Source organism: Mycobacterium sp. (assembly GCF_049585075.1).
In the GTDB taxonomy this organism is placed as follows: Bacteria; Actinomycetota; Actinomycetes; order Mycobacteriales; family Mycobacteriaceae; genus Mycobacterium.
Window position 1 is genome coordinate 1 of record NZ_JBAUZA010000467.1, and the last position, 25,404, is coordinate 25,404.

Annotated in this window: 28 protein-coding genes and 2 pseudogenes; 14 read left to right on the top strand and 16 right to left on the bottom strand. The window is 63.2% G+C overall.

Annotation, left to right across the window (positions count from 1 at the left end):
- Positions 1 to 226: 226 nt before the first annotated feature.
- Complete coding sequence (locus tag WB785_RS22020) at positions 227 to 451, top strand: hypothetical protein (protein ID WP_424081803.1); 225 nt, start codon at positions 227 to 229, stop codon at positions 449 to 451.
- 72 nt (positions 452 to 523) lie between these two features.
- Here the strand turns inward: WB785_RS22020 and WB785_RS22025 are convergent, their stop codons facing one another.
- Complete coding sequence (locus WB785_RS22025) at positions 524 to 1,258, bottom strand: PE-PPE domain-containing protein (protein ID WP_424081805.1); 735 nt, start codon at positions 1,256 to 1,258, stop codon at positions 524 to 526.
- A 530-nt stretch (positions 1,259 to 1,788) separates the two neighbouring features.
- Positions 1,789 to 1,998, bottom strand: a complete 210-nt coding sequence (locus WB785_RS22030; protein ID WP_424081851.1) for an excalibur calcium-binding domain-containing protein — start codon at positions 1,996 to 1,998, stop codon at positions 1,789 to 1,791.
- 368 nt (positions 1,999 to 2,366) lie between these two features.
- On the opposite strand from WB785_RS22030, the gene WB785_RS22035 reads away from it, so the two are divergent.
- The 6 genes from WB785_RS22035 to WB785_RS22060 all read left to right on the top strand — a co-directional run bounded on the left by WB785_RS22035 (position 2,367) and on the right by WB785_RS22060 (position 6,975).
- The gene (locus WB785_RS22035; RefSeq protein ID WP_424081807.1) at positions 2,367 to 3,890 is read left to right on the top strand and encodes a PucR family transcriptional regulator; all 1,524 of its coding nucleotides are present in this window, start codon (positions 2,367 to 2,369) and stop codon (positions 3,888 to 3,890) included.
- Between the two features lie 121 nt (positions 3,891 to 4,011).
- Entirely contained in the window at positions 4,012 to 4,671 is a 660-nt protein-coding gene (locus WB785_RS22040; protein WP_424081809.1) for an Rv1733c family protein, read from the top strand.
- A gap of 389 nt (positions 4,672 to 5,060) precedes the next feature.
- Positions 5,061 to 5,585, top strand: coding sequence for a GreA/GreB family elongation factor (locus WB785_RS22045; protein WP_424081811.1), 525 nt, complete (start codon positions 5,061 to 5,063; stop codon positions 5,583 to 5,585).
- A gap of 263 nt (positions 5,586 to 5,848) precedes the next feature.
- The gene (locus WB785_RS22050; RefSeq protein WP_424081813.1) at positions 5,849 to 6,322 is read left to right on the top strand and encodes a GreA/GreB family elongation factor; all 474 of its coding nucleotides are present in this window, start codon (positions 5,849 to 5,851) and stop codon (positions 6,320 to 6,322) included.
- Positions 6,323 to 6,457: 135 nt separating this feature from the next.
- The gene (locus tag WB785_RS22055; protein ID WP_424081815.1) at positions 6,458 to 6,694 is read left to right on the top strand and encodes an STAS domain-containing protein; all 237 of its coding nucleotides are present in this window, start codon (positions 6,458 to 6,460) and stop codon (positions 6,692 to 6,694) included.
- Between the two features lie 95 nt (positions 6,695 to 6,789).
- Positions 6,790 to 6,975 carry a hypothetical protein gene (locus WB785_RS22060; protein ID WP_424081817.1) on the top strand — a complete coding sequence of 62 codons (186 nt, stop codon included), beginning with the start codon at positions 6,790 to 6,792 and terminating at the stop codon, positions 6,973 to 6,975.
- Positions 6,976 to 7,021: 46 nt separating this feature from the next.
- On the opposite strand, the gene WB785_RS22065 is transcribed toward WB785_RS22060, so the two are convergent.
- Positions 7,022 to 8,023 carry an Acg family FMN-binding oxidoreductase gene (locus tag WB785_RS22065; RefSeq protein ID WP_424081819.1) on the bottom strand — a complete coding sequence of 334 codons (1,002 nt, stop codon included), beginning with the start codon at positions 8,021 to 8,023 and terminating at the stop codon, positions 7,022 to 7,024.
- Positions 8,024 to 8,365: 342 nt separating this feature from the next.
- On the opposite strand from WB785_RS22065, the gene WB785_RS22070 reads away from it, so the two are divergent.
- Positions 8,366 to 8,698 carry a cupin domain-containing protein gene (locus WB785_RS22070; RefSeq protein ID WP_424081852.1) on the top strand — a complete coding sequence of 111 codons (333 nt, stop codon included), beginning with the start codon at positions 8,366 to 8,368 and terminating at the stop codon, positions 8,696 to 8,698.
- 138 nt (positions 8,699 to 8,836) lie between these two features.
- On the opposite strand, the gene WB785_RS22075 is transcribed toward WB785_RS22070, so the two are convergent.
- The 7 genes and pseudogenes from WB785_RS22075 to WB785_RS22105 form a co-directional block, all read right to left on the bottom strand.
- The gene (locus tag WB785_RS22075) at positions 8,837 to 10,072 is read right to left on the bottom strand and encodes an NAD(P)/FAD-dependent oxidoreductase (protein ID WP_424081821.1); all 1,236 of its coding nucleotides are present in this window, start codon (positions 10,070 to 10,072) and stop codon (positions 8,837 to 8,839) included.
- A gap of 37 nt (positions 10,073 to 10,109) precedes the next feature.
- Positions 10,110 to 10,418 (bottom strand): annotated as a pseudogene (locus tag WB785_RS22080) (slipin family protein); the annotation flags it as partial.
- A 180-nt stretch (positions 10,419 to 10,598) separates the two neighbouring features.
- Positions 10,599 to 10,715 (bottom strand): annotated as a pseudogene (locus WB785_RS22085) (hypothetical protein); the annotation flags it as partial.
- Complete coding sequence (locus WB785_RS22090) at positions 10,699 to 11,292, bottom strand: DUF5994 family protein (RefSeq protein WP_424081823.1); 594 nt, start codon at positions 11,290 to 11,292, stop codon at positions 10,699 to 10,701. The gene WB785_RS22090 and the pseudogene WB785_RS22085, both read right to left, overlap by 17 nt.
- Positions 11,293 to 11,538: 246 nt before the next feature.
- Complete coding sequence (locus WB785_RS22095; protein WP_424081825.1) at positions 11,539 to 11,898, bottom strand: DUF488 domain-containing protein; 360 nt, start codon at positions 11,896 to 11,898, stop codon at positions 11,539 to 11,541.
- 91 nt (positions 11,899 to 11,989) lie between these two features.
- Positions 11,990 to 12,478 carry a hemerythrin domain-containing protein gene (locus WB785_RS22100; protein ID WP_424081827.1) on the bottom strand — a complete coding sequence of 163 codons (489 nt, stop codon included), beginning with the start codon at positions 12,476 to 12,478 and terminating at the stop codon, positions 11,990 to 11,992.
- A 15-nt stretch (positions 12,479 to 12,493) separates the two neighbouring features.
- On the bottom strand, positions 12,494 to 12,958 hold the full coding sequence (locus WB785_RS22105) for an OsmC family peroxiredoxin (RefSeq protein ID WP_424081829.1): 465 nt from the start codon (positions 12,956 to 12,958) through the stop codon (positions 12,494 to 12,496).
- Between the two features lie 297 nt (positions 12,959 to 13,255).
- On the opposite strand from WB785_RS22105, the gene WB785_RS22110 reads away from it, so the two are divergent.
- Genes WB785_RS22110 through WB785_RS22125 form a run of 4 tightly spaced genes read left to right on the top strand, consistent with a single transcriptional unit; the run spans position 13,256 to position 17,165 of the window.
- Entirely contained in the window at positions 13,256 to 13,762 is a 507-nt protein-coding gene (locus WB785_RS22110) for a CBS domain-containing protein (RefSeq protein WP_424081831.1), read from the top strand.
- 54 nt (positions 13,763 to 13,816) lie between these two features.
- Positions 13,817 to 14,920, top strand: coding sequence for a pyruvate dehydrogenase (acetyl-transferring) E1 component subunit alpha (pdhA, locus tag WB785_RS22115; protein WP_424081832.1), 1,104 nt, complete (start codon positions 13,817 to 13,819; stop codon positions 14,918 to 14,920).
- 5 nt (positions 14,921 to 14,925) lie between these two features.
- Positions 14,926 to 15,909 (top strand): alpha-ketoacid dehydrogenase subunit beta, encoded by a 984-nt coding sequence (locus tag WB785_RS22120; RefSeq protein WP_424081833.1) that lies wholly within the window; start codon positions 14,926 to 14,928, stop codon positions 15,907 to 15,909.
- Between the two features lie 11 nt (positions 15,910 to 15,920).
- Positions 15,921 to 17,165, top strand: a complete 1,245-nt coding sequence (locus tag WB785_RS22125; protein ID WP_424081835.1) for a dihydrolipoamide acetyltransferase family protein — start codon at positions 15,921 to 15,923, stop codon at positions 17,163 to 17,165.
- 21 nt (positions 17,166 to 17,186) lie between these two features.
- Here WB785_RS22125 and WB785_RS22130 read toward each other — a convergent pair whose 3' ends face one another.
- The 5 genes from WB785_RS22130 to WB785_RS22150 all read right to left on the bottom strand — a co-directional run bounded on the left by WB785_RS22130 (position 17,187) and on the right by WB785_RS22150 (position 23,089).
- Positions 17,187 to 17,627, bottom strand: coding sequence for a VOC family protein (locus WB785_RS22130; RefSeq protein WP_424081837.1), 441 nt, complete (start codon positions 17,625 to 17,627; stop codon positions 17,187 to 17,189).
- An 8-nt stretch (positions 17,628 to 17,635) separates the two neighbouring features.
- Complete coding sequence (locus WB785_RS22135; RefSeq protein WP_424081839.1) at positions 17,636 to 17,962, bottom strand: carboxymuconolactone decarboxylase family protein; 327 nt, start codon at positions 17,960 to 17,962, stop codon at positions 17,636 to 17,638.
- A 42-nt stretch (positions 17,963 to 18,004) separates the two neighbouring features.
- Positions 18,005 to 19,129, bottom strand: coding sequence for a transaldolase (tal, locus tag WB785_RS22140; protein ID WP_424081841.1), 1,125 nt, complete (start codon positions 19,127 to 19,129; stop codon positions 18,005 to 18,007).
- A complete protein-coding gene (locus tag WB785_RS22145; protein WP_424081843.1) occupies positions 19,122 to 21,965 on the bottom strand; it encodes an aconitate hydratase in 2,844 nt (947 codons plus the stop codon). Before WB785_RS22145 ends, tal begins: the two co-directional genes overlap by 8 nt.
- Before the next feature lie 128 nt (positions 21,966 to 22,093).
- On the bottom strand, positions 22,094 to 23,089 hold the full coding sequence (locus WB785_RS22150; RefSeq protein WP_424081853.1) for an Acg family FMN-binding oxidoreductase: 996 nt from the start codon (positions 23,087 to 23,089) through the stop codon (positions 22,094 to 22,096).
- A gap of 219 nt (positions 23,090 to 23,308) precedes the next feature.
- Between WB785_RS22150 and WB785_RS22155 the strand changes: the two genes are divergently transcribed.
- Positions 23,309 to 24,058 (top strand): helix-turn-helix transcriptional regulator, encoded by a 750-nt coding sequence (locus tag WB785_RS22155; protein WP_424081845.1) that lies wholly within the window; start codon positions 23,309 to 23,311, stop codon positions 24,056 to 24,058.
- A complete protein-coding gene (locus WB785_RS22160) occupies positions 24,051 to 24,491 on the top strand; it encodes a group III truncated hemoglobin (RefSeq protein ID WP_424081847.1) in 441 nt (146 codons plus the stop codon). The genes WB785_RS22155 and WB785_RS22160 overlap by 8 nt, the downstream gene beginning before the upstream one ends.
- 36 nt (positions 24,492 to 24,527) lie before the next feature.
- Here the strand turns inward: WB785_RS22160 and WB785_RS22165 are convergent.
- Positions 24,528 to 25,404: cytochrome c oxidase subunit I (locus WB785_RS22165; protein ID WP_424081849.1), on the bottom strand; the 877-nt coding region annotated here is incomplete at its 5' end.

Below are 25,404 nucleotides of genomic sequence, written 5' to 3' on the forward strand. Positions count from 1 at the left end.
GCCAAATTCACCGCGATCGCGGCCAGCGCCTTCTGCCCGCAATATCTGCAACGCGCTAGCGAGAGCACCGAGCCGCCACCACCGATCGGGCCGAGCGAGTAGCGGCGTTGTCGCACAACCACTTACAACATCGGCGTCATGCCGGAGATGACGTTGCCGGCCCACGCCAGATGGATCATGTCGGCGAAGACCACGGCGAGGCCGTGTGTCGTGCGAGACTCCACAAATGGCATTCACGGTTGTGATCAGCACTGGCAATTTCGTCGACTACGGCGACAAGGACACCTACGCCGTCAACGAAAACGGCGTCCTCTCCGTCAGCATCGGCGCGAGCAATCGGGTCAACACGCAGATTTACTCCCCGATCGGCTGGCTGGAGGTAGTCGAAACCACCGAGGGCACTGAAGTACACGCAACACGCATGGTCATCGGCCACAAGCCGCGTTCGTGAATTGCAGCCCCCAGCCTCAGGCTTTTCTCAGGTTCCTCTCAGGAGGCCGGGTCATGGCGGCCGGACGTCCGCCTAAGTACCTGCGGCGGCCGCGCTAATCAGCGCTTCCCACAGTTCGGTGGTGGTAAGCGTTGGAATGTCGTAGATGGTTGTCATTCCGTGGACTACCGAAGTGGCCGAGTCGATTTCGACTGACGTCAACCCGAGGTAGGCCTCATGGAGTTCCATCCCGAGCATGACGTCCTGCCAAGATGTGCCTAAGGTGCCGGGTTCCGCGTAGAAGTCGCCGTGGATGTTGTACACCTCGGTGGGGTAAAGGTTATCGGGGACGCCGCTGGGGTTGGCGCCGAGCATCACGAAACGTAAAGCCTCGGTGGGGATGTGGTCGGCGACGAGTTGCTGTTCGGCCAGCGAGGCGATGGCGCTGCTTTGTGAGTAGGTGAAAATCGTCAGCGGGTCGCTGCACACGCCCGAGGCGTTGCAGCCCATGTCGCCGGCGTTGTAGTCGGCCACGATCGCGTTGACGAGGATGTGCTCGCCCTGTGCCACGCTCGTGGCGTAGTTGTTGGTTTCCGGAGTGGTCAGCGCCAGTGTCGTCGCGGTGGTGCCGTCGTACCCGTTCGGGTTGAGGTACAGGTTTTCCGCGTCGCTGATGTAGGCGGCATCCGGTGTCGGTATGCCGGTGGCGCCCAGGATTAGTGCGTCGTCTGAGCCGGACAGGAAGTCGCTGGCCGAGTCGGCGTTGGCTGCACCGGCCAATGCCACCGCAGCGCTGCACAGCGCGGCGCCGAGAATTACTTTCTTCATTTGTGCCCCCTGGCTCTCAAGATCACAGATGCTGTCGCCGAGCTGGTGCGCGGCAGCTGACTACGTTGTCCAACATGTCCCCCGACACGTGTCGATCGCCGCTATTGCACTGGCGTCCGACGAGCTGAATGATCTCAGGTTCCGTTAAGGTTGTCCTCGGAATCGGAAAATAATTTGCCAAACCGACAATTGACGGACTGCGACCTCGATGTGCTAAGCCGATCGACCGGAGCACGGAAGGGGCTTCTGCGGTTTGCGCAGGTCCGGCAGGTGACCGATGCCGTGGGGAGCCGGAGACCGCGGCCCGGCGGGCCGGGGAAGACGCCGTGCACCGTCAGTTCAACGTTTGGTACTGGGATTGAAGTTAGGCGAACGGGATTTTTGTCGTTCAGGGGTCTGACGAGCCCAGCAAGCTCGGTGGGACACCGGGACGCATACTCCAACAACAAGCTTCAGGTGCACGAGAACTATTGCCCGAGGCGCCGGACGGCGTTTGACCCGCTACCCAATCGACGTCTTTCAGCCGCCGGTTACCTGCCCTTGTAGGGCTCGCAGGCAAGACCGTCGCCGTCGCGGTCGAGCTGCGGTCGATACGCCGGGTCACTCGACGGGATGTTGTAGCGGCCGTCGGCGTGGGCTTCACTGCAGTTCCTGTACGGTGGGTCGGCCAATGCGCTTGGTGCGGTGGCGATCCCGATGCCGACGATTAGCGATGTGATGACGAGTGCGGTTCGCGGCATGATGTCCCGCGCAGTTGATCCATTGAGCATCGGGGGAGCGTAGGCGGGGGGATAACCTGTCCGTGGCTGTTTGGATTGGTTGCATATGAAATGCACATGTGCCGGCCGCCATTCGTGGAGCTGCTGATCGACCGGCCCTATGCGACAGGTTCGTATGGGACGTTGCGGTGCCGCAGACCCCAAGCGAGGAGTAAGGGGGCTAAGGCACCTTGTGGTTCGGCTGGGGAAACGCGCCCGGTGTAGCCGCGTCAGCGTAGAGCGAATCGACGTTCTGCTGCTTGAGCTTGTCGAGCAGCTTCTTCCTGGGTGTTGGAGTAGTTCACCACCCTGCTTACGCTGATTGATCGGTGCGGGATTGGGAGCGGCTTGTGATCACTTTGGACCGCTTGGTGAACGTGCTGGGTGGTTATGGCGCCCGGTTGCGTTGGTCGTCAGTGCCCAGGTCGACTGAACTGCGCAGCGTGGTGATCCCTGAAGTTGCGGTGGACCACCCCGTGGTGGGCGATGTGTTGCTGGCGATCGGTGCCGGCTCGCTTCAGGAAGCGGTGCGGTGGGCGGCGGCGGCGCGTGCTGTCGTGGTGTTGATCCGCGACGGTGATGAGCCGATAACGTTCGACGGTGACGCCGAGGTTGGCGCGGTAATGGTGGTCGACGAGACCCTGCCGTGGAGCCAGTTGGCCGCCGTCGTCTATGGGCTGGTGCTGGAGGGCCGGGAGACTGAATCCGGCCGTGGTCCCACCGATTTGTTCGCGCTTGCTGACAGTCTGGCGGATGCAATCGGCGGCGCCGTCGTCATCCACGATCAGCTGTTGCGGGTACTGGCCTATTCGCGGCAGCAGCAACACGCTGACTCAGCGCGGGCTGAGACAATCCTGGAACGACAGACACCGGAAGAGCTGCGCGTATTCTTCGATGCCCGAGGGGTATTCGCTCACCTGGCGGCCTCCGACGACCCACTGTTTGTTGCCGAGGATGCCGCACACGGGTTGACCGGACGCATGGTCGTGGCGGTGCGCTCCGGACGAGAACTCATTGGGTCGGTGTGGGTGGCATGCTCGGCGCCGTTGGCGGGGGACACGCGCACCGCTTTGGTCGAGGGTGCGCACACGGTAGCCCTGCATCTACTGCGGTCACGAGCCAGCGCAGACTTGGAGCGCCAGGTCGAATCCGAACTTGTGATCCGGTTATTGGAAGGCAGCGCTGATGGCGCGACCCTGGCCAGCAGGCTAGGCCTGCCGCTCAGTTCGCTACGGGTGGTTGCACTGCAAGCGTTCATCGGAGCGGACCGCGATGCCGCTCTGTTGTTGGCGTTCGAGCGTGCCACTAGCGGGTTCGGCTGGTCACGCCCGGGTCGCAGTGCTTTGGCGGGCAACACCGTCTACACCCTGCTTCCCGGTGAGGAGGTGGCGGCGGCGCGGCGCTGGGTGAGCGATTTGCGAGCAGCCTTACCCGAACGTGCAATGGTCTTGGCCGGCATCAGCGGACAGGCAGAGGTAGCAGATCTTGCTGCGGCCCGCCGGGAGGCCGACGAGTGTCTTGCGCTGCATGAAGCATCACCGCGGGCGGCGCCTCCGGCGTATGACGAGTCGTGGGATGAGATCCTGCTGCAACGTCTACGCACTGCGGCGCGGTCGGGTCGGTTCCCCGATCGTGGGCCGGTCGCCGAGCTGCGCCGCCATGACCACGCCAACGACACCGACTATGTGGCGACGCTGCGGGCCTGGCTGGAGGCCCAGGGCGACCCGGTCGGCGCCGGCAAGCGTTTGGGGGTGCACGAAAACACTGTGCGTTATCGGCTGCGCAAGATGGCCGAGATCACCAACTTGCCATTGGACGATGCCAGAAAGCGGCTGGCCATGCTTATCGAACTCGCGGCCACCGACACCGATTAACCAGCGCCGCTGTCGAAATGCGACAAAGGGACGCGGCGTCGTTGTCTGGCTTCGGCAAAGCTTGCGGCGCCCATCCGCGCGACCATGGAGCTGATAGCGACCCACCGACAGGAATTGACCGATGACCGCTCCGCAGCCTGATTATCAACGGCGCGCCGGCCACGGGCTGGATGACCACGCCGCGATGGACACCTTCAGCGTGCGCGCGCCGCGGTGGCCCTTTGTGCAGAGATTGTTCGGCCGCAACCCCCTGATACGCCTCAGCGATCGGGTCGAGGCACTGGTTGTGGTATTGGCCGTCGTGATGTCGCTGATGGCGATCCCGATGGCCGCCGCCGTGGGCACCGCGGTCCATGATTCCCGCAGCAGCCTCTACGCCGAACAAGCGCAAGCTCGGCGCATAGTGACTGCGACAGTCGCCGGCGAGCGTGACGCCCGCCCAAATCCATCAAGCCCGACAGTTTGGGTACCCGCCCGATGGTTTGATGCTGGCGCCGAACACACCGGCGTCGTCAAAGCGGAGCGGACAGTCAAAAGTGGCGATCCGATCGAAATTTGGGTGGACAAAACAGGTTCCCAGGTCGGCCCACCCGTACCGACGCGAGCCGCCGCGGAGGAGGCGGTGGTGGCCGCAGTTGTGACCTGGTTGGGCGTGGCCATCGCCGCGGTGGGCGTCTTCGCCGGCACCCGCGCAATCCTTAATCGGGCCCGCCACACGCGATGGCAACGTGATTTCGACAATCTGGTCGGCGACGACCGCGGGCACATCAGCCGACCCTAAACCAGGGCGATACGCAGTTCCTCGAGCGCGCATGTCGCGCGATACGAGATGTGGATATCGCGCTGCATAGACGCGCCAAGTGCGCACGCGCGCATCGTATCACGCGTTCTCATTCTCGTACGGGTTGCGACGCTGATGAAGGCCATGATCCGGTGGGCCGTTGTCGGAGAAGGACAATGGACGACCGCGCCATTGTCCGGCTCGGGCAAGCACTGCCCGCGGCATCCACGAGACAATGGAATTAGCAACCCAAGTTCAGCTAGGGAGCCGCGGGCCTAACCGCAGCGAATACTTCGCCCACCAAGGGCGACCCGAGTCGTCAGGGGCGGTCGCCGCCTCCGGCCCTCCCCTGACGACATTCCTCTTGATACGGAAGGACACCAAACACAATGACCACCATCCAACGCATCCGGATGACACACCAGGACTACACCCGGCTACACCACGAACTTGCCTCCCATCGCTCGCGCCGCACCGTTGAACTTCCCGACGACTTCATGGACTTCGACGCGAATCTCCACGCGCGCCACTCGGCGCGACAAGCACGCATCCGTGAGATTGAGGATCTGCTGACCAACGCGGTAGTGGTCGGCGAAGAAGCCATGTTCGACCCCGTCGCCAAACCGGGCATGGTTTTGACTATCCGCTACGACGATACCGGCGACACCGAAACGTTTCTGCTCGGCAGGCCTGACGTGGACGACGCTCAGATCAAGGTCTACTCGATGGCCTCGCCGCTAGGCCGCGTGATTGCCGGTGCCCGTCCCGGCGATCAACGCTTCTACGCAACCCCTGATGAGACACCGCGGCCCGTGACGCTGCTGAAAGCGGTGCCCTGCGGGAGGTATCCGGCAAAACGCCTTGGTTCACAGTCTGTTCCGTTGGCGCATAAAGACTGTTCCATGGTGACGTAGCGGTGGCCGCTGGAGGCCATAGGCCATCGGACCCGGCCGCAAAACAGAGCACGCACCGACGACTTTGTCTGCTTCGCGCGCCGCTAGATAGACGGGCTGGCGCGAGGCCCGACCCGATCGGCCGGGCGTACCGATTCGGCGTGTGGTGATGCGCTATTGCGCGAGTTCAGCCGTCGCGCGGGAACGGAACGTCGAGCATCAGCGGCCCATGTTCCCGCCGGGCCACCCATAACCACCATTGTCGCGTTAGGAAAGGAACAGACATGACCAACACTCAAACGCGCACGTGGATTTCGCCGCAAGCCTACGAACGGCTCCAACGGGAACTGGACACCCTGCGTGAATTATTCGCCACCGCAGGCGCTGACGGTGAGGACGACGAAAGCAGCGCCGCTGTCCTGCGCGCATGGCAGGTCCGGATTCAACGGATTCATGACCTGTTGTTGAATGCCGTCATCGGTGAGGACCCACCCGATGACGGGATCGCCGAACCCGGCATGGTTGTGACCATCCGCTACAACGACACCGGAGACACCGAAACATTCCTACTGGGTGTGCGGGACGCCGAATACGGCGACCTAGAGGTCTACTCGATCCAATCCCCGCTTGGCGCCGCCATCGTCGGCGCACGCCCCGGTGAGCGCTGCACCTACAACCTGCCCAGTGGCGCCGCCCTCGCCGTGACACTGCTTAATGCCGTGCCGTACGGCATTCACACGGCTGATGTGAATTTATGAAAACTCCAATTAGTCACGAGCACAAGCAATTACGAGACCTTCTTTTCGATGTCTAACGCTAACACGCCTTATCTCACCGAAACCCGCACAAGCGCGCCTGCGTGCGCTCGTTCGGCGCCTACCGATCACTTCGGCATGTCGTTTCGCACTCATTTCCGGCCGGACATAACGATTGTCGAGGTACGCGGTGCAGTCGACGCCTGCAACGCGGACCGGCTAAGCGACTACATCGACGACCTCACTAGTTCCGAGTGGCCTCTAATCGTCGACCATTGCGGCGTGGATTTCTTTGGCGGCGACGGGTTTCGAGCGCTGCCCAGAATGATCCAAAAGTGTCAGCGGACAGCTGAGACGCGGGGGGTGATCGCATGATGTTCGACCTAATCGACCCGTTCGCGATGATTTTCTTTTTGATCGCCGTATCGTTTCTTATCGTGGCCCTGGCGTACGGGCGAATGTAACCGTCGATGAACACCAAGAGCCCGATCAAACGCGCGACCGACTGGGCGTTGAGAGGCGCCGGCGGGGCGTTGCAGCGCTACCGCGCTGGCAATGGACTGCTCGGCGTGCCGGAGCGGCGCACTTTCACGGTGGATGAAAGCGAATCCGGGCGGGTAGTCGCACCGGCATCACACCCGCCATCCAGAACATAGTAGGCGGCGACACCGTTGTGATTCATTCTATGCGAATATATTTCGCTTACTTTTCAGCTTGCGGCTGAGGATCGCTCCACCACTCCACGACGCGGGAAAGCCGGCGTCGCGGGGTCGGCGGCAACGGATCCGCATTGACCGGAGCCCGGCCGATGCGGAGCAGCATCTGAGGATATCCCTCGGTGCCGAAGACGTTGGAGCGAACCGCGTCCCGGGTTTTGCGGATCTCCAGCGGTTCGGTGACCGGGCAGCTCGCCAGACCCATCGCCGTTGCGGTCAGCAGCACCGCGCTAGTCGCCTCGCCTGCGCGCAGTTGAGCCAGACGGTCGTCGGCCTCGGTGCCGAGCGCCAGGATGACAGCGCGGTCATCGGCGGGTAAGGCGCCCGACGGCTGCGCCAGGCCAGGATCCGCGAATATGCGGCCGGGGAGCGGTGCACTGCAGTCATGCTCGGGGGTGTTGCGGGTCGGCACACCGGCTTTCGACCCGTACCGTCCGCTCCACATGGTGAGCTCGACGAGGTAATCATGGTTGGTTGCGTGATCCCTGACGGCCCGCTTCACGATCTTGTTCAGCTCGTCCATAGCGTTTACCTGGCGCATCGCGACTCCCATCCGAGCGGCCACGGCACCCATCACGGCGATATCACCGGCCCGAACCGGCCAAGCGCTGTAAATTCGTCGATCGGTTCGGCGGCGCGGTATCGCCGCCGCCAGGGTGATGTCGTCGTAATCGGGTGTGTGTGGACACATTTCGATGGCGGCGAGGTGAGTGGGGTCGGCCGGATCGGGTAAACGATGCAGGTCGGCATGCCAACCCATCGCCGCCAAAGCGACGATGCAGTGGTTCAGCGTTGCACCGCAACTCAACGTCAAGTCGCGGCCATCCGGGTCGGTGTGGGGTAGCTGCAGGCCCGGGTCGGAATAGAGGTGCAGGCTCGTACGATCCACCCGCCAGCGCCACGGCTGCGTGTTATAGATGGAAGGGGCTCGGGTAGCCAACGTAAGGACTGCGCGGACCGTGTTGGCGTCGGGAAACTGGGTGCTCATTGCAGCAGTAACCTTTCGTTCCGCGCCTTACGACAGCCGTGCCGATACCAGGACAGGGAGACATGCCAGCGGCACTGCATTCTCGATCGCCCTGGTTTCCATCATGATGTCCACACCACCCGCCTCCGGTTTTCCCTTCTACCCCAGCCCTTCTCCGAAATGATCGCCGTCACACATTCATTCGGGGCGGGCGACGAATCAGCCTCTTGCATCCGGACTAATATTAATGAATAATATCATTTAAATAGCTGAGGGCAACTGGACGAAAGGACGTTGGGGGTGCCTAACCTCAACGACCATTACAGCGCTCCGAGCGCCATCGGCAAGGAAAGGGCCAGCCAGATGGACAAGATCTCGCTTACCGCTATTGCACGCCAGCAGTTGGCGGCTGCATACCGAGCCGCCAGCGGCCGTAGTGCACACACGGTGTACGGCGGTCACCAACACACCCTGCGGCAAACTCTGGTTGCCTTGACCGCCGGATCAGCGCTATCCGACCACGGCAACCCCGGCGAGGCTACCTTGCAGGTGCTGCAGGGACACGTCCGGCTGACAGCGCCTGATACCAGCTGGGAGGGAGCCCCGGGTGACCACCTGGTAATCCCGCCGAGCCGGCACGGTCTACACGCCGAAGAAGACTCCGTCGTCCTGCTGACTGTCGCCAAGAGCGTTTAACTGAACCAACGTTGAGCGATTGCAGTATCTCGGTGCGCACCAAGCTGTTACGGCAGGGGGAGGAGTTTGCGGTGTTCGTCGGCGGGGGACCCGAAATTGGTGAGGACGGCTTGGGGATGACAGAGCAATCCGAGGACCCTACGTGGTGAGTAGCCTGCTCAGTGGACGCTGCGCATCCGCGAGCTGGTCGGGGTCGATAGCGGCCTGAGCCCGGATCAGGTTCTTGATGTCATCGAGCACATCCCAAACGTTGACGTTCATCCCGGCCAAGACCCTGTTGCTGTCATCGAGCCAAAAGGCGACAAACTCACGGGCGTCGACGTCGCCGCGGAACACCGCCCGCTGGTAGCGGGGCGCATGTCCGACGTATTCCATGCCGAGGTCGTACTGGTCGGTGAAGAAGTAGGGCAGCTCGGCGTACTGGGCCCGCTTGCCGAGCATGCCGGCCGCCGCCACGGCAGGTTGTTTGAGCGCGTTCGCCCAGTGCTCGGTGCGGATTCGGGTGCCAAACAGCGGATGCTGGGCGGCGGCGATGTCGCCGACCGCGAAGATGTCGGGGTCGCTGCTGCGGAGCGACGCGTCTACCAGCACGCCGCCGTCGCCGGTCGCCAGCCCGGCCTGCTCAGCGAGTTCGATGTTGGGTTGCGCCCCGACAGCTACCAGCACGGCATCGGCGATGATCTGTGAACCGTCAGCGAGTGTGAGGCCGGTGGCCTTCTTGCCGGCGGTCGAGATCTGGGCGACCTGCGCCCGCAGCCGCAGGTCGACGCCATGGTCGCGGTGCAGTGTGGCGAACACCGCGCCGGCCTCCTCGCCGAGCGCGGCCATCAGCGGAAGTTTGTTGGTCTCGACGACGGAGACGTTGACACCACGTTGCCGGGCGCTCGCGGCCACCTCGAGCCCGATCCAGCCAGCACCCACCACAGCCAGTGACGACCCCTCGGCAAGCGCAGAATCTAGCGTCGACGCGTCGTCGAACGTCCGCAGATAATGCACCCCGTCGGCGTCGGATCCAGGTATCGGCGGGCGGCGAGATTGAGAGCCGGTTGCCAGCAGGAGCTTGTCGTATCCGACGGTAGTGCCGTCGGCAAGCTCGACAGTGTGTGCCGATGGAGCCATGGCCGCGACCCGCATACCGAGCCGCAGATCGACATCATGTTCGCGATACCAGTCAGCGTCAAGGGTAGTGAAGTCGCTGAGCGTTTTCTTGCCGGCCAAGAATTCCTTGGACAGTGGGGGCCGCTCGTAGGGCAGGAGTTGCTCTTCGGCGAACAGGACAATGTGGCCGTCGAAGCCGTTGTCGCGCAGGGCTTCTGCGCCTTTGGCTCCCGCAAGCCCACCGCCGACGATAATGAACGTGGCGCGTTCTGACATGATGACTGCTCCGTTCGAAGGTTCGGACGCTACTTGGTCAGCCGGAATGCCGACCCGCGATGTGTGTGTTGAGTTCGAGGCCGCGGGCGTCGTCGGGGATCTGTGGTGGGGCTAGTCCCGCCGTCTGGCCGTCGGGAGCCCTACCCGGGTCGGATGACGCAGCGGCGCTTGCCATGTCGGGCCACTCGGATCCTTGCTGTGTCGCTTTTTCCAAAAACCGAAGGAGCTCGACGGGGAAGGCAAGTACCAGGGTCGAGTTTTTCTCCGCGGCGACCTCGACGACGGTTTGCAAGAGTCGAAGTTGAAGTGCGGCCGGGTGTTCGGCCATGACTTCGGCTGCCTGGGCGTCGGGGTCTGGGGCAGGGCCAGTGTGGCGCGTGGTGGTGTCATAAGGCGGCGATCTTCGCGGTAGGGGCGGAGTCTTCCGGGCTCTGATTTCCGCGTCGTTGAGAACGCGTGGTCCTGCTAGGGCCAACCACGTGAACGCCACCGCAAACACGAGCATTCTCGCGCGGGCCCACTTGCGCCGACTTGTCGCTGGGCGCGGCTCCAGGCTGTGAACCAGCCGAATCAATTTGGGACTTTCCGCCCGAAGCCGGCGCCCGATCTTGCGCAGGGCCTTGAGATCATGGTCGTTGAGCACAGTGCACCTCCCGACTTTGGGCTGGTGCGGCGGATTTGTCGCGCTCGGGTGCCGCCTGGCGCAGCGCTCCGCCTTCGGACTCCCACCGCTGGTGCGCGATCAGTGCCTGCTGGCGATCTGCGGCTTCTTGTGGGCCGATCCCGAGCAGCTCGTCGGCGGTGGAAACGTCGTTTGGGCTTGCCGCCCTCATCACGATCGTGTACGCGCGGCCCGCGTCGGTGTAGGGGGGAACTACCAGCAGAACCAGCGTGTCGAACTGCTCGCCGATCACCGATAGTGTGTTGATCGATTCGCCAGGGGAGCCGTCGAGAATCACGTCGCCACTTCCAAATGTGGTCCTTAAAGATGTTGGTGCCCAGCTGTTTTCGTCATAGACCACTCGATTGATGCGGCCCAACCGTAAGGAGAGTGCCGCGAGCAGGGGCGGAAGTTCGGTGGTCAGTTGATCCGACCGCGGCCACCACGCGCCCTGCACGAAGGCGCGGGACCGGTGCGTGGGCTTCAACCGCAATCGCAGGCCTCCGACGGCCGTTTGGCGCACTTGCGGGACATCGAGTTGAAAAGTTGGTGCGGACATCAGCGGACCTTCCGCCTTGACTGTGCATCGAAAATCCGGCCTCGTTCAGCCGTCGACATGACACCCTGCGGTTGCCTTGCATTATCGACCGCCATCTTCGCATCTTTCCGTTGGCCACTACCGATATAAAGGAATTATATCCTCTAAAAATAAGAACGGAAGGTGGCTGCCTTCGCGGCAATCGCTGTCGAACGCGATCGGGTCCTGCGTGGCAGCGGTGTCTGCGACTCAGTCGTGGGGAACCGCTTAGCTCAGCATCTCGGCAAGCACGGTGGCCTCGCTGATGTCGACGGCCTTGCTTGCCGTCAGCAGCGTCAGGCTTTTTCGGTCCTGCGCCAGCGTCCGCAGATGTGCCAGCGCCTCGGCCCGCTCGGGTTCGGTCAGCTCCGCCCGGTAGCGCCGCGCGAACTCGGTGAACCGTTCCGGGTCGTGGTGGTACCACTTGCGCAGCTCGGTGGAGGGGGAGATTGTCTTGCACCACTCGTCGAGATCCGCCTTTTCCTTGGTTAAGCCGCGCGGCCAGATCCGGTCCACCAGCACGCGGTTTCCGTCGCCGCGGGCGCGGGCGTCGTAAACCCGGCGCACCCGCACCTTGTTTGTGCTCACTTGCTGCCTCCTTCCGGTGGCCCGTCCCTGCCACTTCTTCCGGCGGGTTTGGGATGAAAGCCGCTCGAATCGAGCGGTGCGACCGCAGCGGTCAGAAATCCTTGTCCGACTGACCTGCCTGCTGACAAACCCAACCATTGGGGGTACGGCCGGTCTCGATGAACCGGGCCAATTCCGCGGTCGTCTGTGGTGGCACGTCGGCGTCCGCATGCGGATAGATGACCGGCTCCTCTTTGGAGTTGTGCTGGTCGAGTTGATCCAGCAGCTGGCTGCAGGTATCTCGCAGCCGCCCGCTGTCCTTTCCGTCACCGAGCAGATCTGTCAGAGCGTCCATGGTGTGCCACAGCTCGCCATGCTCGCGCATCATCACGAAGATCGGCATCACCATCCCGGCCTCGCGGATCGGAGGGAACAGGAAGACTTCCTCGAGGTAGATGTGCCGGCGCAGCGCTTCCAACGCCGCAGTCAGTGGTTCGGGCTGCACGCAGCCACTGTCGAGCTTCTCAACGAAAGCTTCTATGCCACTGTCTATTTCGCGGTGCTCCCGTTTCAGAACGGCAGACAGCGCCAAATTGGGCATGGTATCCCTCCTTGGTCAGTTGGGGCTTGGACTGCCGGGCCGGGCGAGTTCGGCGTCGACGCTGATCTCAGCGCCGGCAAACAATCGCGACACCGGACACAAGGCGGCCGCCTGATCCACCACGGCCGCGAACGCGTCGGCGTCCAGCCCTGCCACCTGTGCGCTGACCTTCAGTCGCGAGGTTGTGATCGTCGGGATTCCGTCGACCGCATCGAGGGTCACCGTGGACGTGACATCCAGTTGCTGTGGCGGCGTGTGGTTTTCGCCCAACTTCAATGCCAACGCCATCGCGAAACACGACGAATGCGCTGCCGCGGCCAGCTCCTCCGGACTGGTCTTGCCCCCTGGCTGCTCGGTCCGCGAAGCCCAAGTCACCCGCAGGTCATCCAGTGCTCCGCTGCTGCCGTCCGACAGTTTGCCTTGGCCAGACCCCAGCGGACCCTCCCAAGTGGTCTGCGTGGACCGTTCCGCAATACTCATACTCACTGACTCCCAACTGGAACCCACGGTGTTGTTTTTACAACCAGTATTTGTGTAAACTCTAGACCATCGATGCGCACGTTGGCCAGAGCAAGAGTTATGAGTGATGCAATCGAAGCAAGCGGTCGATTGCTTGCCGGCCCTTTGGGATTTCTTTACCCGTGTCAGGAAACACGTGCTTTCCGACTTGCGAACTGACGCAGTGCGATTGCGTGCATGGACAGCAACTTGCACTGGATCACTCGCGTTGCATGCAGATGCCAAATCTCTGACGCCCGAAAGGCGTATCCTGCGAACGTGTACCCGCAGGATGGCGTCGCGGCGTCGCTGGCCCATGTCGCAGCCGGTGACATCATGACCTCGCCGGTGATCACCGTCCTAGCTGACGCTTCAACGCACCAGGTGGCCGAGACCATGGCCCGGCACCGGATCAGTGCGGCGCCGGTGGTCAATGAGGCAGGCACGCTGTTGGGCCTTATCAGCGAGCATGACCTGCTGTCCAAGAACGGTGCAGTGGCGAGTGACCTGATGACGACGGCGGTGATCAGCGTGAGCGTGGATTGCGCCGTGGACGATATCCGACACCTGCTGGTCGACCGGCGCATCCGCCGGGTTCCGGTAGTGCAGGAGGGCCGTCTGGTCGGGATCGTGAGCCGCCATGACATCGTGGCCGCGATGGCCACCGAGTGGGTCTGCCAAGTTTGTGGCGAGCCAACGCGCGGCGAGCATCCTCCGAGCGCGTGCCCCAGGTGTCAGGCAACCAGCGAGCAATTCGTGCTTCAGGAACAACCACCCGGCGCGTAAGCCGTTGTCTCACTGAACAACTCCGCTGGGAGACATCGCCAAGGCAGGAGGGCAATGAAGGTCCAGCCCACTCCCGTGGACCCGCGGACCGGTCCCGATGCACCCGCAGTATTCCGGGACCAAGAACCCGGGGAGACACTGCGCGACTACTACCGCCAGATGGCGCTGATTCGGGCGTTCGAGCTGCGGGCAGCCGAGATGTATCAGCGAGCCAAAATCGGCGGATACTGTCACCTCAACCTCGGCGAGGAACCGACCGTGGTCGGCCTGATGGCGGCGTTGGAGCCACGCGACTACCTTTTCACGACCTATCGCGAGCACGGGTATGCCCTCGCCCGTGGACTCGAACCGAGCCGAATCATGGCGGAACTCTTCGGCAAAGCCGCAGGCGTGTCCGGGGGTCGCGGTGGCTCGATGCACCTGTTCGACCGCAAGCTGCGCCTACTCGGCGGATACGGCATCGTCGGCGGCCAGATCCCGCCGGCCACCGGTGCGGCGCTTGCGCTCACCTATCGCGGTGCGCCCGGTCCCGACGCGGAAGCCGTGATGTGCTTGCTCGGCGACGGAACGACCAACATCGGTGCGTTTCACGAATCGCTCAATCTGGCCGGGCTGTGGCAATTGCCGATCGTGTACGTCATCATCAACAACGGCTTGGGTATGGGAACCCCGGTAGAAAAAGCAGCCGCAGAACCCGACCTGTACAAGCGCGGCTGTTCCTACCGGATCCCTGGGGAACGGGTCGACGGCGACGATGTTCTGGCGGTACGGGATGCGGCCCGGGCAGCCCTCTGGCGTGCACGGACCGAGCGTCAGCCCGGTCTGATCGAGGCCGTCTGCCAGCGGCTTCGCGGTCACTCCGTGGTGGATCCGGCCAAGTATCGCTCCCGCGAAGAAGCCGAGCAGCTGCGCAGGCTCGATCCCGTTCCAGCGTTCCGCCAGCGGCTGATCGAGGCGGGCGTCCTCGACGACAAGGCGGCTCAGAACATCGAGGAACAGGCCGAGGCGCAGATCGACGCCGCCGTGGATTTCGCCGATGCCAGCCCCTACCCGAGTCCTGGCCAGCTGTTCGACTACGTCTATGCCACGGCGGTAGCCAATGCGCCACACCAGCTGCCAGGTGACCCTGTCATCTCCGCACCGGTAGACCAGCCATGACCGTAATGACGTATCGGCAAGCGCTGCACGACACGCTGCGGGCTGAACTGTTGCGCGATGAGTCGGTATTTCTCATCGGCGAGGAGATCGGTGTCTTCGAAGGCTCTTACAAGATCACGGCCGGGCTATTGGCCGAATTCGGGCCCACCCGAGTAGTCGACACACCGATCTGCGAGGAGGGATTCGTCGGTGCCGCGATCGGCGCGGCGATGCTTGGCATGCGACCGATCGTCGAGATCATGACGATCAACTTCAGCCTGCTGGCTCTCGACCAGATCGTCAACCATGCCGCCAAGATGCACGCGATGTTCGCCGGCCAGGTTTCGGTGCCGCTGGTGATCCGCACCCCGGGCGGCGGCGGACAGCAGCTGGCAGCGACCCACTCGCAGAATCTGGAAGTCTGGTACGCGCACGTGCCGGGCATGAAAGTGCTCACCCCCGCCACTCCGGCCGATGCTAAGGCGCTGCTTAGCGCCGCCATCCGCGACGACGACCCAGTGCTGTTCCTAGAGAATCTGGCGCTGTACAACACCAAGGGCGAGGTTCCCGACGGCGAGCAGATCGCCCGGATCGGGACGGCTTCGATTGTCAAGCCGGGCACTGACCTCACCGTCGTCGCATATTCGCGCTCCACGGTGATCGCCCTAGATGTCGCCCGCCAGTTCGAGGCCGACGGCGTGTCTATCGAGGTGGTCGATTTGCGGAGCTTGCGGCCGTTGGACCGCGAGACAATCTGCGCCTCGGTGCGCAAGACCAGCAGGGCCGTCATCCTCGAAGACGACTGGCTCAGCTACGGGGTCGGCGCCGAGATCGCGGCAACGATCGCCGAAGGTGCGTTCGACTACCTCGATGCCCCAATCCGCCGGGTCGCCAGCGCCGAAGTGCCCCTGCCATACGCGAAGCCGCTCGAGCTGGTAGCCCTACCCGACGCCGCCGATCTGACCAAGGTCATCGGCGAGGTTCTCGACGCCAGCCGGTTCACCTACTGAGAGGTACCGTTATGCCAGACGTGCTGATGCCACGGCTGTCGGACACCATGACCGAAGGTGTTATCGGTGAATGGCTTAAGCGCGAAGGTGACGTGGTCCAGCGTGGCGACACACTCGCCGAAATCGAGACCGACAAGGCCACCATGGAACTCGAAGCCTACGACAGTGGCGTGCTGACCCGAATCATCGCTCCAGCCGGAAGCACCGTCCCTATCGGCCAGCCCATCGCCGTTATCGGCGACCCAACACTGGCCACCGACACCGAACCTGTTGCCGAGCAAGCGGTCTCCACTGCGGTGACGGATAGCATCTCGGCCGTGGCTGACACACCCGCATCCGTTGCGGCACCCGCCGAACCCGCTCCGACTCAGACGTCAACGGCTGCCGAGCCGATGCGCGCAACTCCACTCGTACGCAAGCTCGCGCGTGAGCACGGAATTGAGCTGACCGACGTGACCGGTACCGGGCCCGGTGGACGCATCGTGCGCGCAGATATCGAAGCCGTCGTCGGCCAGCGCCCGGGTGCGGCACGACCTGCCGCATCGGCCGTGGGGTCGACGGCTAATGCCGAAGATGATGAGCAAGTACCACTGTCGTCAATACGACGCATCACGGCGCAACGGCTCACTGAAAGCGCTGCGGCACCGCACTTTTACCTCACCTCGGTCGCTGACGCTGAAGCACTGCAAAAGCTACGAGCCCAACTCAACGCGGACTTCTGCGATACCGGGCCGAAAATCAGCGTGACCGATCTGTTGATCCGGGCGTGTGCCGTAACCCTACGTACCCACCTCCACGTCAATTCCTCGTGGGGCGGTGATCACCTTGTGCGCCATAGCCGCGTAAACATCGGTTGCGCCGTGGCTACCGACAACGGGCTGCTGGTGCCCGTTATCCGCGACGCGGACCGTAAGAGCCTCACCGAGATTGCCGTCGAGGAGCATACCCTCGTCGCGCGAGCACGGGTCGGCAAGCTCGCACCCGACGAATTGACCGGTAGCACATTCACGATCAGCAACCTCGGGATGTACGGCATCGACCACTTCACCGCCATCATCAACCCGCCCGAGGCGGCTGTCCTCGCCGTCGGCGCCGTCCAGGAAGAGGCCGTCGTCCGCGACGGTCAACTCACTGCTGCAACAACATTGAAGCTCACGCTGTCCATCGACCATCGCGTCCTCGACGGCGCCATAGCTGCACTATTCCTACAGGAACTGGTGAACCTGATCGAACACCCGCTACACATCCTCATGTGAGCAGGATCTCGACACGCTGGCTCAACCGTGCAACCGCTTCGCGATCATTTCGCGGGGCAGCTCCCGGGGGCTCGGATAGGCGATGATTACCCGTTCTCTATCGGGGTCGCAGCCTTCGACGAAGCTCACACCGCCCTGGGTATACGAATAGGCGGCAACGTCGTAAGCCCGGAGACGTTGTGCGATCTGCTCCAGATCGGATTCGCTGTCGGTGGCCCACATCAGATATTGGACACCGATCCTGCCCGCACCGCGATGCCGGAATCCACTGTCTGCCTGCAGGTAGAGCTGAAAGCCGTTGGTTGTCGACAGTAAAGCCATGTCGGACTCGCGAATGAGCACACGGCACTTGAACACATCGCAGTAGAACTTCAGCGACCGATCCATGTTCGACACGCGAATCAGACATGACGCGACATCCGCGGCGATCGCGGTCTCCGATGCAGGGCTTGCGGTATCCATAGCCCTGGCTACTTGACGAGTTCCTCGAGGGCCAGCGTGGCGTGGGCGTAGGCGCCGCCCGCTCGCATCTCGGCCGCAACCCAGATGGCTTCCATAATCTCTTGGTCGCTGTTACCTTTCCGGCGAGCGAGTCGGGTGTGGCCCCGGATGCAGTAGGGACATTGCGTAGTGTGAGCGACCGCGACCGCGATGAGCTGTTTGGTTTTCTCCGGTAGGGCACCCTCGGCGAACACCGCATGGCTGAACGCTTCAAACGCATCATGGGTGTGCGGGGCGAGTTCCTTGCGGAGTTTGCTGATCTCGTGGGTTGTGGGGTGGTACATGACCTCGGTCATGGTGTCCTTACCTTTCTTGCGGGGGGGTTTGGGTCGGCGTGATCACAGATGTTCACCGTTTGTGCGCCGGCTACCGAGAGCGTCGCGAAGTTGGTCGGCGAGGTGATCCCAAGCGGCATCGAACTTTTCAACCCCATCATCCTCCAGGTGGGTGACGACGTCGTCGTAGTCGATGCCGACCGCCGCCAATCGGTCGAGCACGTCCTGTGCGGCCGCGTAATGCTCCCGAACCGAGTCGGCGGGAATCACCGCGTGGTCGGCCACAGCACGCAACGTTGCCTCCGGCATTGTGTTCACCACCCCGGGCGCGACGAGATCCACGACGTACCGGGTATCGGGGTAGGCCGGGTCTTTCGTCGAGGTGGACGCCCACAACGGGCGTTGTGGTCGCGCGCCGGCCGCCTGCAGCGCCTGCCACCGTTCTGTCGTGATCATCTGCTCGTAGCGCTGGTAGGCCAGCCGGGCATTGGCGATGGCGGCCTTGCCACGCAGCACCGTGGCTTCGTCGGTGTCGATCTTGTCTAGCCGGGTGTCGACCTCGGTGTCGACCCGGGAGACGAAAAAGGAAGCAACTGAAGCGATTCCGTGCAGATCGCGGCCGGCCCGTTGGGCTTGCTCCATGCCAGTCAGGAACGCGGTTATCACCTGCTGGTAGCGATGGAGGGAAAAGATCAGCGTGACATTGATACTGATCCCCTCAGCCAGGCACGTGGTGATCGCCGGTAGCCCTTGGCGGGCAGCTGGGATCTTGATGAACAGGTTGGGGCGATCCACCGCCCACCACAGCGCACGGGCCTCGGCGATGGTCGCCGCGGTGTCGTGCGCAAGGCGGGGATCCACTTCAATCGACACCCGGCCGTCGACGCCGTCGGTCGCGTCGTACACCGGCCGTAACACGTCGCAGGCCCCTCGGACGTCGAAGGTGGTGAGTACTCGCAATGCCTCGCCCACGTCGACACTGCGTGCCGCCAGGTCCTGCATCTGCGCCTGGTAGGCGGTCGTCTGTCCAATCGCTTTGGCAAAGATGGACGGGTTCGTCGTCACTCCGCTGACATGCTGCTGTTCGATCATGGCGGCAAGGCTGCCGGAGGTCAGCCGCTTCCGACTCAGATCGTCCAGCCAGATGGACACCCCGGCGGCGTTGAGCGTTTTCAGTGCATCAGCCATGAGGTACTCCTTTTGCCTCGCCATCGCGTACCGCCGCTGGAAGCGCAGGTCCGTTGCCGAGCAGTTGCCGCAGGACGTACTGCATGATGCCGCCGTGGCGGTAGTAGTCGGCCTCGCCGGGGGTGTCGATGCGCACGACCGCGTCGAACTCGACGTCGCCGGCTTTGACATGGACGGTATCGGGGATTGTGTCGTTGAGTGCGTCGACACCGGTGATGTCGACCGTCTCTGTACCGGTGAGACCCAGGGTGTCCGCGCTTTGTCCCTCGGGGAACTGCAGCGGCAGCACATCCATCCCGATGAGGTTGGAGCGGTGGATCCGTTCGTAGGATTCGGCGATCACGGCACGCACACCGAGCAGGGCGGTCCCCTTAGCGGCCCAGTCGCGCGACGAGCCGGAGCCGTACTCCTTGCCGGCGAGGATCACCAGGGGCATGCCCGCGTGGGCGTAGTTCACCGAAGCGTCGTAAATGGTCGCCACGGGGCCGCCGGGCTGGGTGAAGTCGCGCGTCCATCCGCCCTCGGTGCCCGGCGCGAGCTGGTTACGCAGCCGGATGTTGGCGAACGTGCCGCGGATCATCACCTCGTGGTTGCCCCGCCGTGAGCCGTAGGAGTTGAAATCCTTGCGTTGGATCCCGTGCTCGGACAAGTACTTTCCCGCGGGTGAGTCGGTCTTGATCGACCCGGCCGGGCTGATGTGATCGGTGGTGACGGAATCGCCCAGCTTGGCCAGCACCCGGGTGCCGGTGATGTCGCTGACAGGCTCGGGCTCGCGGGCCATTCCCTCGAAGTACGGCGGTTGTCGCACGTACGTCGATTCCGGATCCCATCCGAACGTGTCGCTGTCGGGAACCGACAGCGCTCGCCAGCGCTCATCGCCGGCGTACACGTCGGCATAGTCCTTGCTGAACATCTCGGCCCGCACACAGCTGTCGACGACCTCGGTGATTTCGTCGGTCGACGGCCAGACATCGCGTAAGTAGACGGGCTGTCCGTCGCTGCCGATGCCCAGCGGGTCGCGCAACAGGTCGGCGTGCAGGGTGCCGGCCAACGCATACGCGACCACCAGCAGTGGAGAGGCCAGGAAGTTCATCTTGCACTCCGGATGGATGCGCCCCTCGAAATTACGGTTACCCGACAGCACCGAGCAGACCGTCAGGTCGTTGTCGGTCACCGCGTGGCTCACCTCGGGAATCAGCGGTCCAGAATTGCCAATGCAGGTGGTGCAGCCATAGCCCACCAAATTGAAGCCGAGTTCATCCAAATATGGTGTGAGTCCGGACTTTTCGTAGTAGTCAGTGACCACGCGGGATCCCGGAGCCAGTGAGGTCTTGACCCACGGTTTGCGGGTCAACCCTTTTTCCACCGCCTTTTTCGCCAGTAGCCCGGCGCCCAGCATTACCGAGGGGTTGGAGGTGTTGGTGCAGGAAGTGATCGCAGCGATCACCACATCCCCGTTGTCCACGCTGACCGGATCGCCCTCCAAGCTGATCTCGATTGGTTTCCGTGGCCAGTTGGCTCCATCACCGTTGGTTTGCGGCGGGCGCGGGAGGTCGCCGGGGTGGTTGCGGCTGACCGCGATCGGATCGCTGGCGGGGAACGACTCCGCGGATGCCTCGTCCAGGCCGATTTCCACTGATGCGGCGTAGGTCTGACCGGACAGCAGCGCGGCGATCGCTTGAGGAGCGACACGTAGCGGGATGCGATCCTGCGGTCGTTTGGGCCCGGCGATCGAGGGCTCCACCGTGCTCAGGTCGAGTTCAATCGTGTGCGAGAACGTCGGCTCGTGGCTGATCTCATGCCACAAGCCCTGTTCCTTCGCGTAGTTCTCCACAAGTCGGATCTGGCGGTCGGGGCGGCCGGTCAACCGCAGGTAGTCGAGCGTGACGTCATCGATCGGGAAAATCGCGCACGTGGCCCCATACTCGGGACTCATGTTGCCGATGGTGGCTCGGTTGGCCAGCGGCACGTTGGCCACGCCGGGACCGTAGAATTCGACGAACTTGCCGACTACCCCGGTGCGGCGCAGCAGTTCGGCCACAGTCAGCACCAAGTCGGTGGCGGTGGTGCCGGGTTGCAACTCACCGGTCAGCTTGAGGCCCAACACCTGTGGAATCAGCATGCTCATCGGTTGGCCGAGCATGGCCGCCTCAGCTTCGATACCACCCACGCCCCAGCCCAGCACGCCCAACCCGTTGACCATCGGGGTATGCGAGTCGGTACCGACCAACGTGTCCGGGTAGGCCAGCGTGCCTTCTGCGCTGTCGCGGGTGAACACCACCCGAGCCAAATATTCGAGATTCACCTGATGGCAAATGCCGGTGTCCGGGGGCACCACGCGGAAGTCTGAGAACGTCTGCTGTGCCCAACGCAGCAATTGGTAGCGCTCGGCGTTGCGCTCGAACTCCAGTTCGGCGTTGACCCGGAACGCATCTGAGCGGCCGAAGACGTCGGCGATCACCGAATGGTCGATCACCAACTCGGTCGGACACAGCGGGTTGATACGTCTGGTGTCGCCGCCGAGTTCGGTGATGGCATCGCGCATCGCGACCAGATCCACCACGCACGGCACCCCGGTAAAGTCCTGCATCAGCACCCGCGCCGGCGTATACGCCACCTCCCGACCATGCTCGGCCGTCGGATCCCAGGCCGCCAACGCGCTGACCTGGTCGGCGGTGACTAGTCGCCCGTCCTCGTTGCGTAGCAGGTTCTCCAGCAAGACTTTTAGGCTGTAAGGCAACCGGGCTGCGGCGTCGATCCGTGTGAGGCGGTGGATGACATAGGCCTCGCCGTCGACGGTGAGCTGATCCTTGGTTCCAAAGCTGTTCGATGCCATCGTATTACCTCACCAGTTGAAAGCGAGTCCGTCACCGAGGTAGTTGACTCGGACTTCCAACGCCGCCACCGCCGAGAGTGAACCGTCGGTGCCAACGACGACGGACAGCAGTGAGCGCCATTCCCGCATCACGGTTTTCTCGGTTGACTCTTCTGCCACAACACATCAGCGAGTGAACGCCGTGGCGTGGCTGGCGGCACGTTGTCCAGAGTGGGTACGACACCGACCCGGATCAGGACTTGGGGCAGGTCAGTGTGACCCGTTACAGCGGCGAGCAATTCGCGGCTGACCGACAACTCCGTCAAATGTGTCACCGGGCAGGTGGCCAGGCCGGCCATCGTGCATTCCAGCAGGACGGTCGAGAGCGCTTCTCCGGCCGCCAATGCATCGGAGGGACTGTCACCGTCTGTGGATAGCATCAGGATCGTCGAGTAATCCGGTCCGATATCGGTGCGTCGTTCCCTGTTGTGGGTGAGCGGAAAGACTCGATTGACGCCTACCCGGTCACTCTCGGCGGCCGAAACCAGAGAACTGTACGGGATACCCTCCGCGGCTTCGAACGGTGCTGTCCACCAATGGAGTTCAGATTGATACGAGGAGTCATATAGGCGAAGCGATTCGGTGAGCCGGGCAGCCTCAGCAAGGCGTGGCCGCATCTCGTCAGGCAATACGTCCAGATGCACAATGTCGGCGCCAACTCTGCGGCGCAGCAGGTCCTCAAATGGGTTCCACGGCATCGGCGCGGTGAACGGCGCCATGAATGGAAGCCGATCGGTTCGACGTTTCAGGATCGCGTCGGCACGGCGGCGCTGATCGTCGGTCACACAATCCGCCTGGGTGAACTCCACCGTGGCCAGGTGCTCGGGGTTGGCCGGATTGGGAAATCGGTTGACGGTGGCCATCCATCCCGCGGCCGCCATTGCCACCCGAAGGTGATCGATCACCGCGCCACAGCTGATGTGACCCTCTCGTGTCGATCGATCAGTGAGCAGGACACGGCTGCGATCAAGAAACAGGTCTAGTCGGCCGCCGTCGGCCACCCACAGCCACGGTTGGGTGTTGTACAGGGACGGGGCGCGGCATGCCAAGCAGAGCGCATCATCGATGACCTTGGTTTGCACCATGGTGTCCAACTCGACCGGGCGCGGGCTTTCTCTTCTGTCCCAGGCCTTCTCCGAACTGATCAGTGCTGACACGGCCACCGGTCCTCCTTCGGACAGACCCGCCCGGCCGTCACACTGATTCGCAGCGAGCGACGATTCGGTCTCTTGCATCGGGTGTTATTATTAATGAATACTATCCTCTAAATAGACGCGGGTCAACAAGTCGATAGGACGCTTGGGATGAACGACAAAACCGACCACGGGACGAAGCGACCGCACCACACCCGGCGCAATCAACAACGCCAACGGGTCCTCGAGCTGGTGCGTGAGCACGACAGTGCGGTCGACGCCGCCGAGTTGGCCGCTGAGATGGGACTGCACGTGACCACGGTGCGTTTTCACCTCGACGCACTGTGCGACGAAGGGTTCGTCGAGCGCACCCGGATCACACGAGCCGAAGTTGGTCGTCCCCGCACCGGATACCTCGCGGTGCGAGAGCGGCTAGGCTATCGAAGCCTGGCCGAGATCCTGGGGCTGGAACTGGGCGACACCGCCGACAAGCGCCGTCGCCGCGCCGAGGCTGCCGGACGGCGATGGGCGAAGCGACTCGCGGCTGGGTCAGCACGCGAACAAGTTGCAGGACATGATGTTTCGGACGGCACTAGGCCGAGCGAGACCCTTGAGGATCGAGCCACGATGGTCGCGTCGGTTTTCGCAAGGATGGGATTCGGTCCCGAGCTGACCCCAGCCGCGACGTCGACCGCCGGTGCCCAGCAGACCATTCGTCTGCACGCCTGCCCCGTCCGGGATCTGGCCCGCGCCCACCCCGAGGTGGGGTGCGCTTTGCACCGTGGGCTACTGGAGGGCTTGCTCACCAACGCAGCAGCAGCCCAAGGCCATTCGACCGGCCGACGCCGAGTGATACAGGCCGAGCTTGAGCCGTTCGTCGAACCCGAACTGTGCGTTGCCCGGGTCATTGCACGTGGCTAACGTTGAGGCGCTACCCGACCAAGAGTGCACAGACCTGACGGCCCGCGCCGATGTGGAGGCGCTGCTGCGCCGCTTTTACGGCCGGGTGCTCGTCGACGATGTGCTCGCCGAGCCGTTTAGTAAGGTGCGCGAGGTCACCGGGCTGGATTCGCACATCCCGGTGATGTGCGACTTTTGGGAAACAGTGCTGTTTCGCGCCGGGCGTTACCGGGGCAGCGCGCTGCATGCCCATCGACATGTCCACCACCGGACTCCGCTGAGCGGCCGTCACTTCGTCCGTTGGCTGACCACATGGAATAGCACGGTCGATGAGATGTTTACGGGGCCCATCGCTGAGCACGCGAAAACCCAGGCGGCCAGGATCGCCTGGGCCATGCACCGGCGGCTAACGGGCACAGATACGCCAGAACTCGACACCCTGGTGGCACGTTGAAGGCAATATCGCCCACCCGCATGCTCACGTGGTACGTCATTTAGCTTCTCCGTCCCGGTGCTCGGCTAGCTCGTCGTCAGCTGTTCGCGGATTGCTACTCTCGCGTTTCTCGCTGGCATCGACGACGTGGCGCCCGATGTGCAGCTCGGCGCGCATCCGTTCGACCATGTGCGGGTAGTGCAGCTCGAAGGCGGGGCGCTCGGAGCGGATGCGGGGTAGTTCCGTGAAGTTGTGTCGCGGTGGCGGGCAACTGGTGGCCCACTCCAGCGAATTGCCGTAACCCCACGGGTCGTCGACGGCGACCGGTTCGCCGTAGCGCCAGCTCTTGAACACATTCCAGACGAACGGAATCATCGACGCGCCAAGGATGAACGCTCCGATCGTGGAGACGATGTTCAGGGTTTGAAAACCGTCGGTGGGCAGGTAATCGGCATACCGGCGCGGCATCCCTGTGTTGCCCAGCCAGTGCTGCACCAAAAACGTGGTGTGAAAACCGATCAGCGTCAACCAGAAGTGCAGCTTGCCCAGCCGCTCGTCGAGCAGCCGGCCGGTCATTTTCGGAAACCAGAAATAGATGCCGCCGAAAGTGGCGAACACGATGGTGCCGAACAAAACGTAGTGGAAGTGGGCGACGAGGAAGTAAGTGTCGGTGACGTGGAAGTCGATCGGGGGACTGGCCAGCAGCACACCGGACAGACCGCCCATCAGGAATGTCACCATGAAGCCGAGCGCGAACAGCATCGGCGTCTCAAAGGTCAACTGCCCCTTCCACATGGTGCCGATCCAGTTGAAAAACTTGATCCCGGTCGGTACCGCGATCAGATACGACATGAAACTGAAGAACGGCAGCAGGACCGCACCGGTGGCGAACATGTGATGCGCCCACACCGCGACCGACAGCGCCGCGATCGAC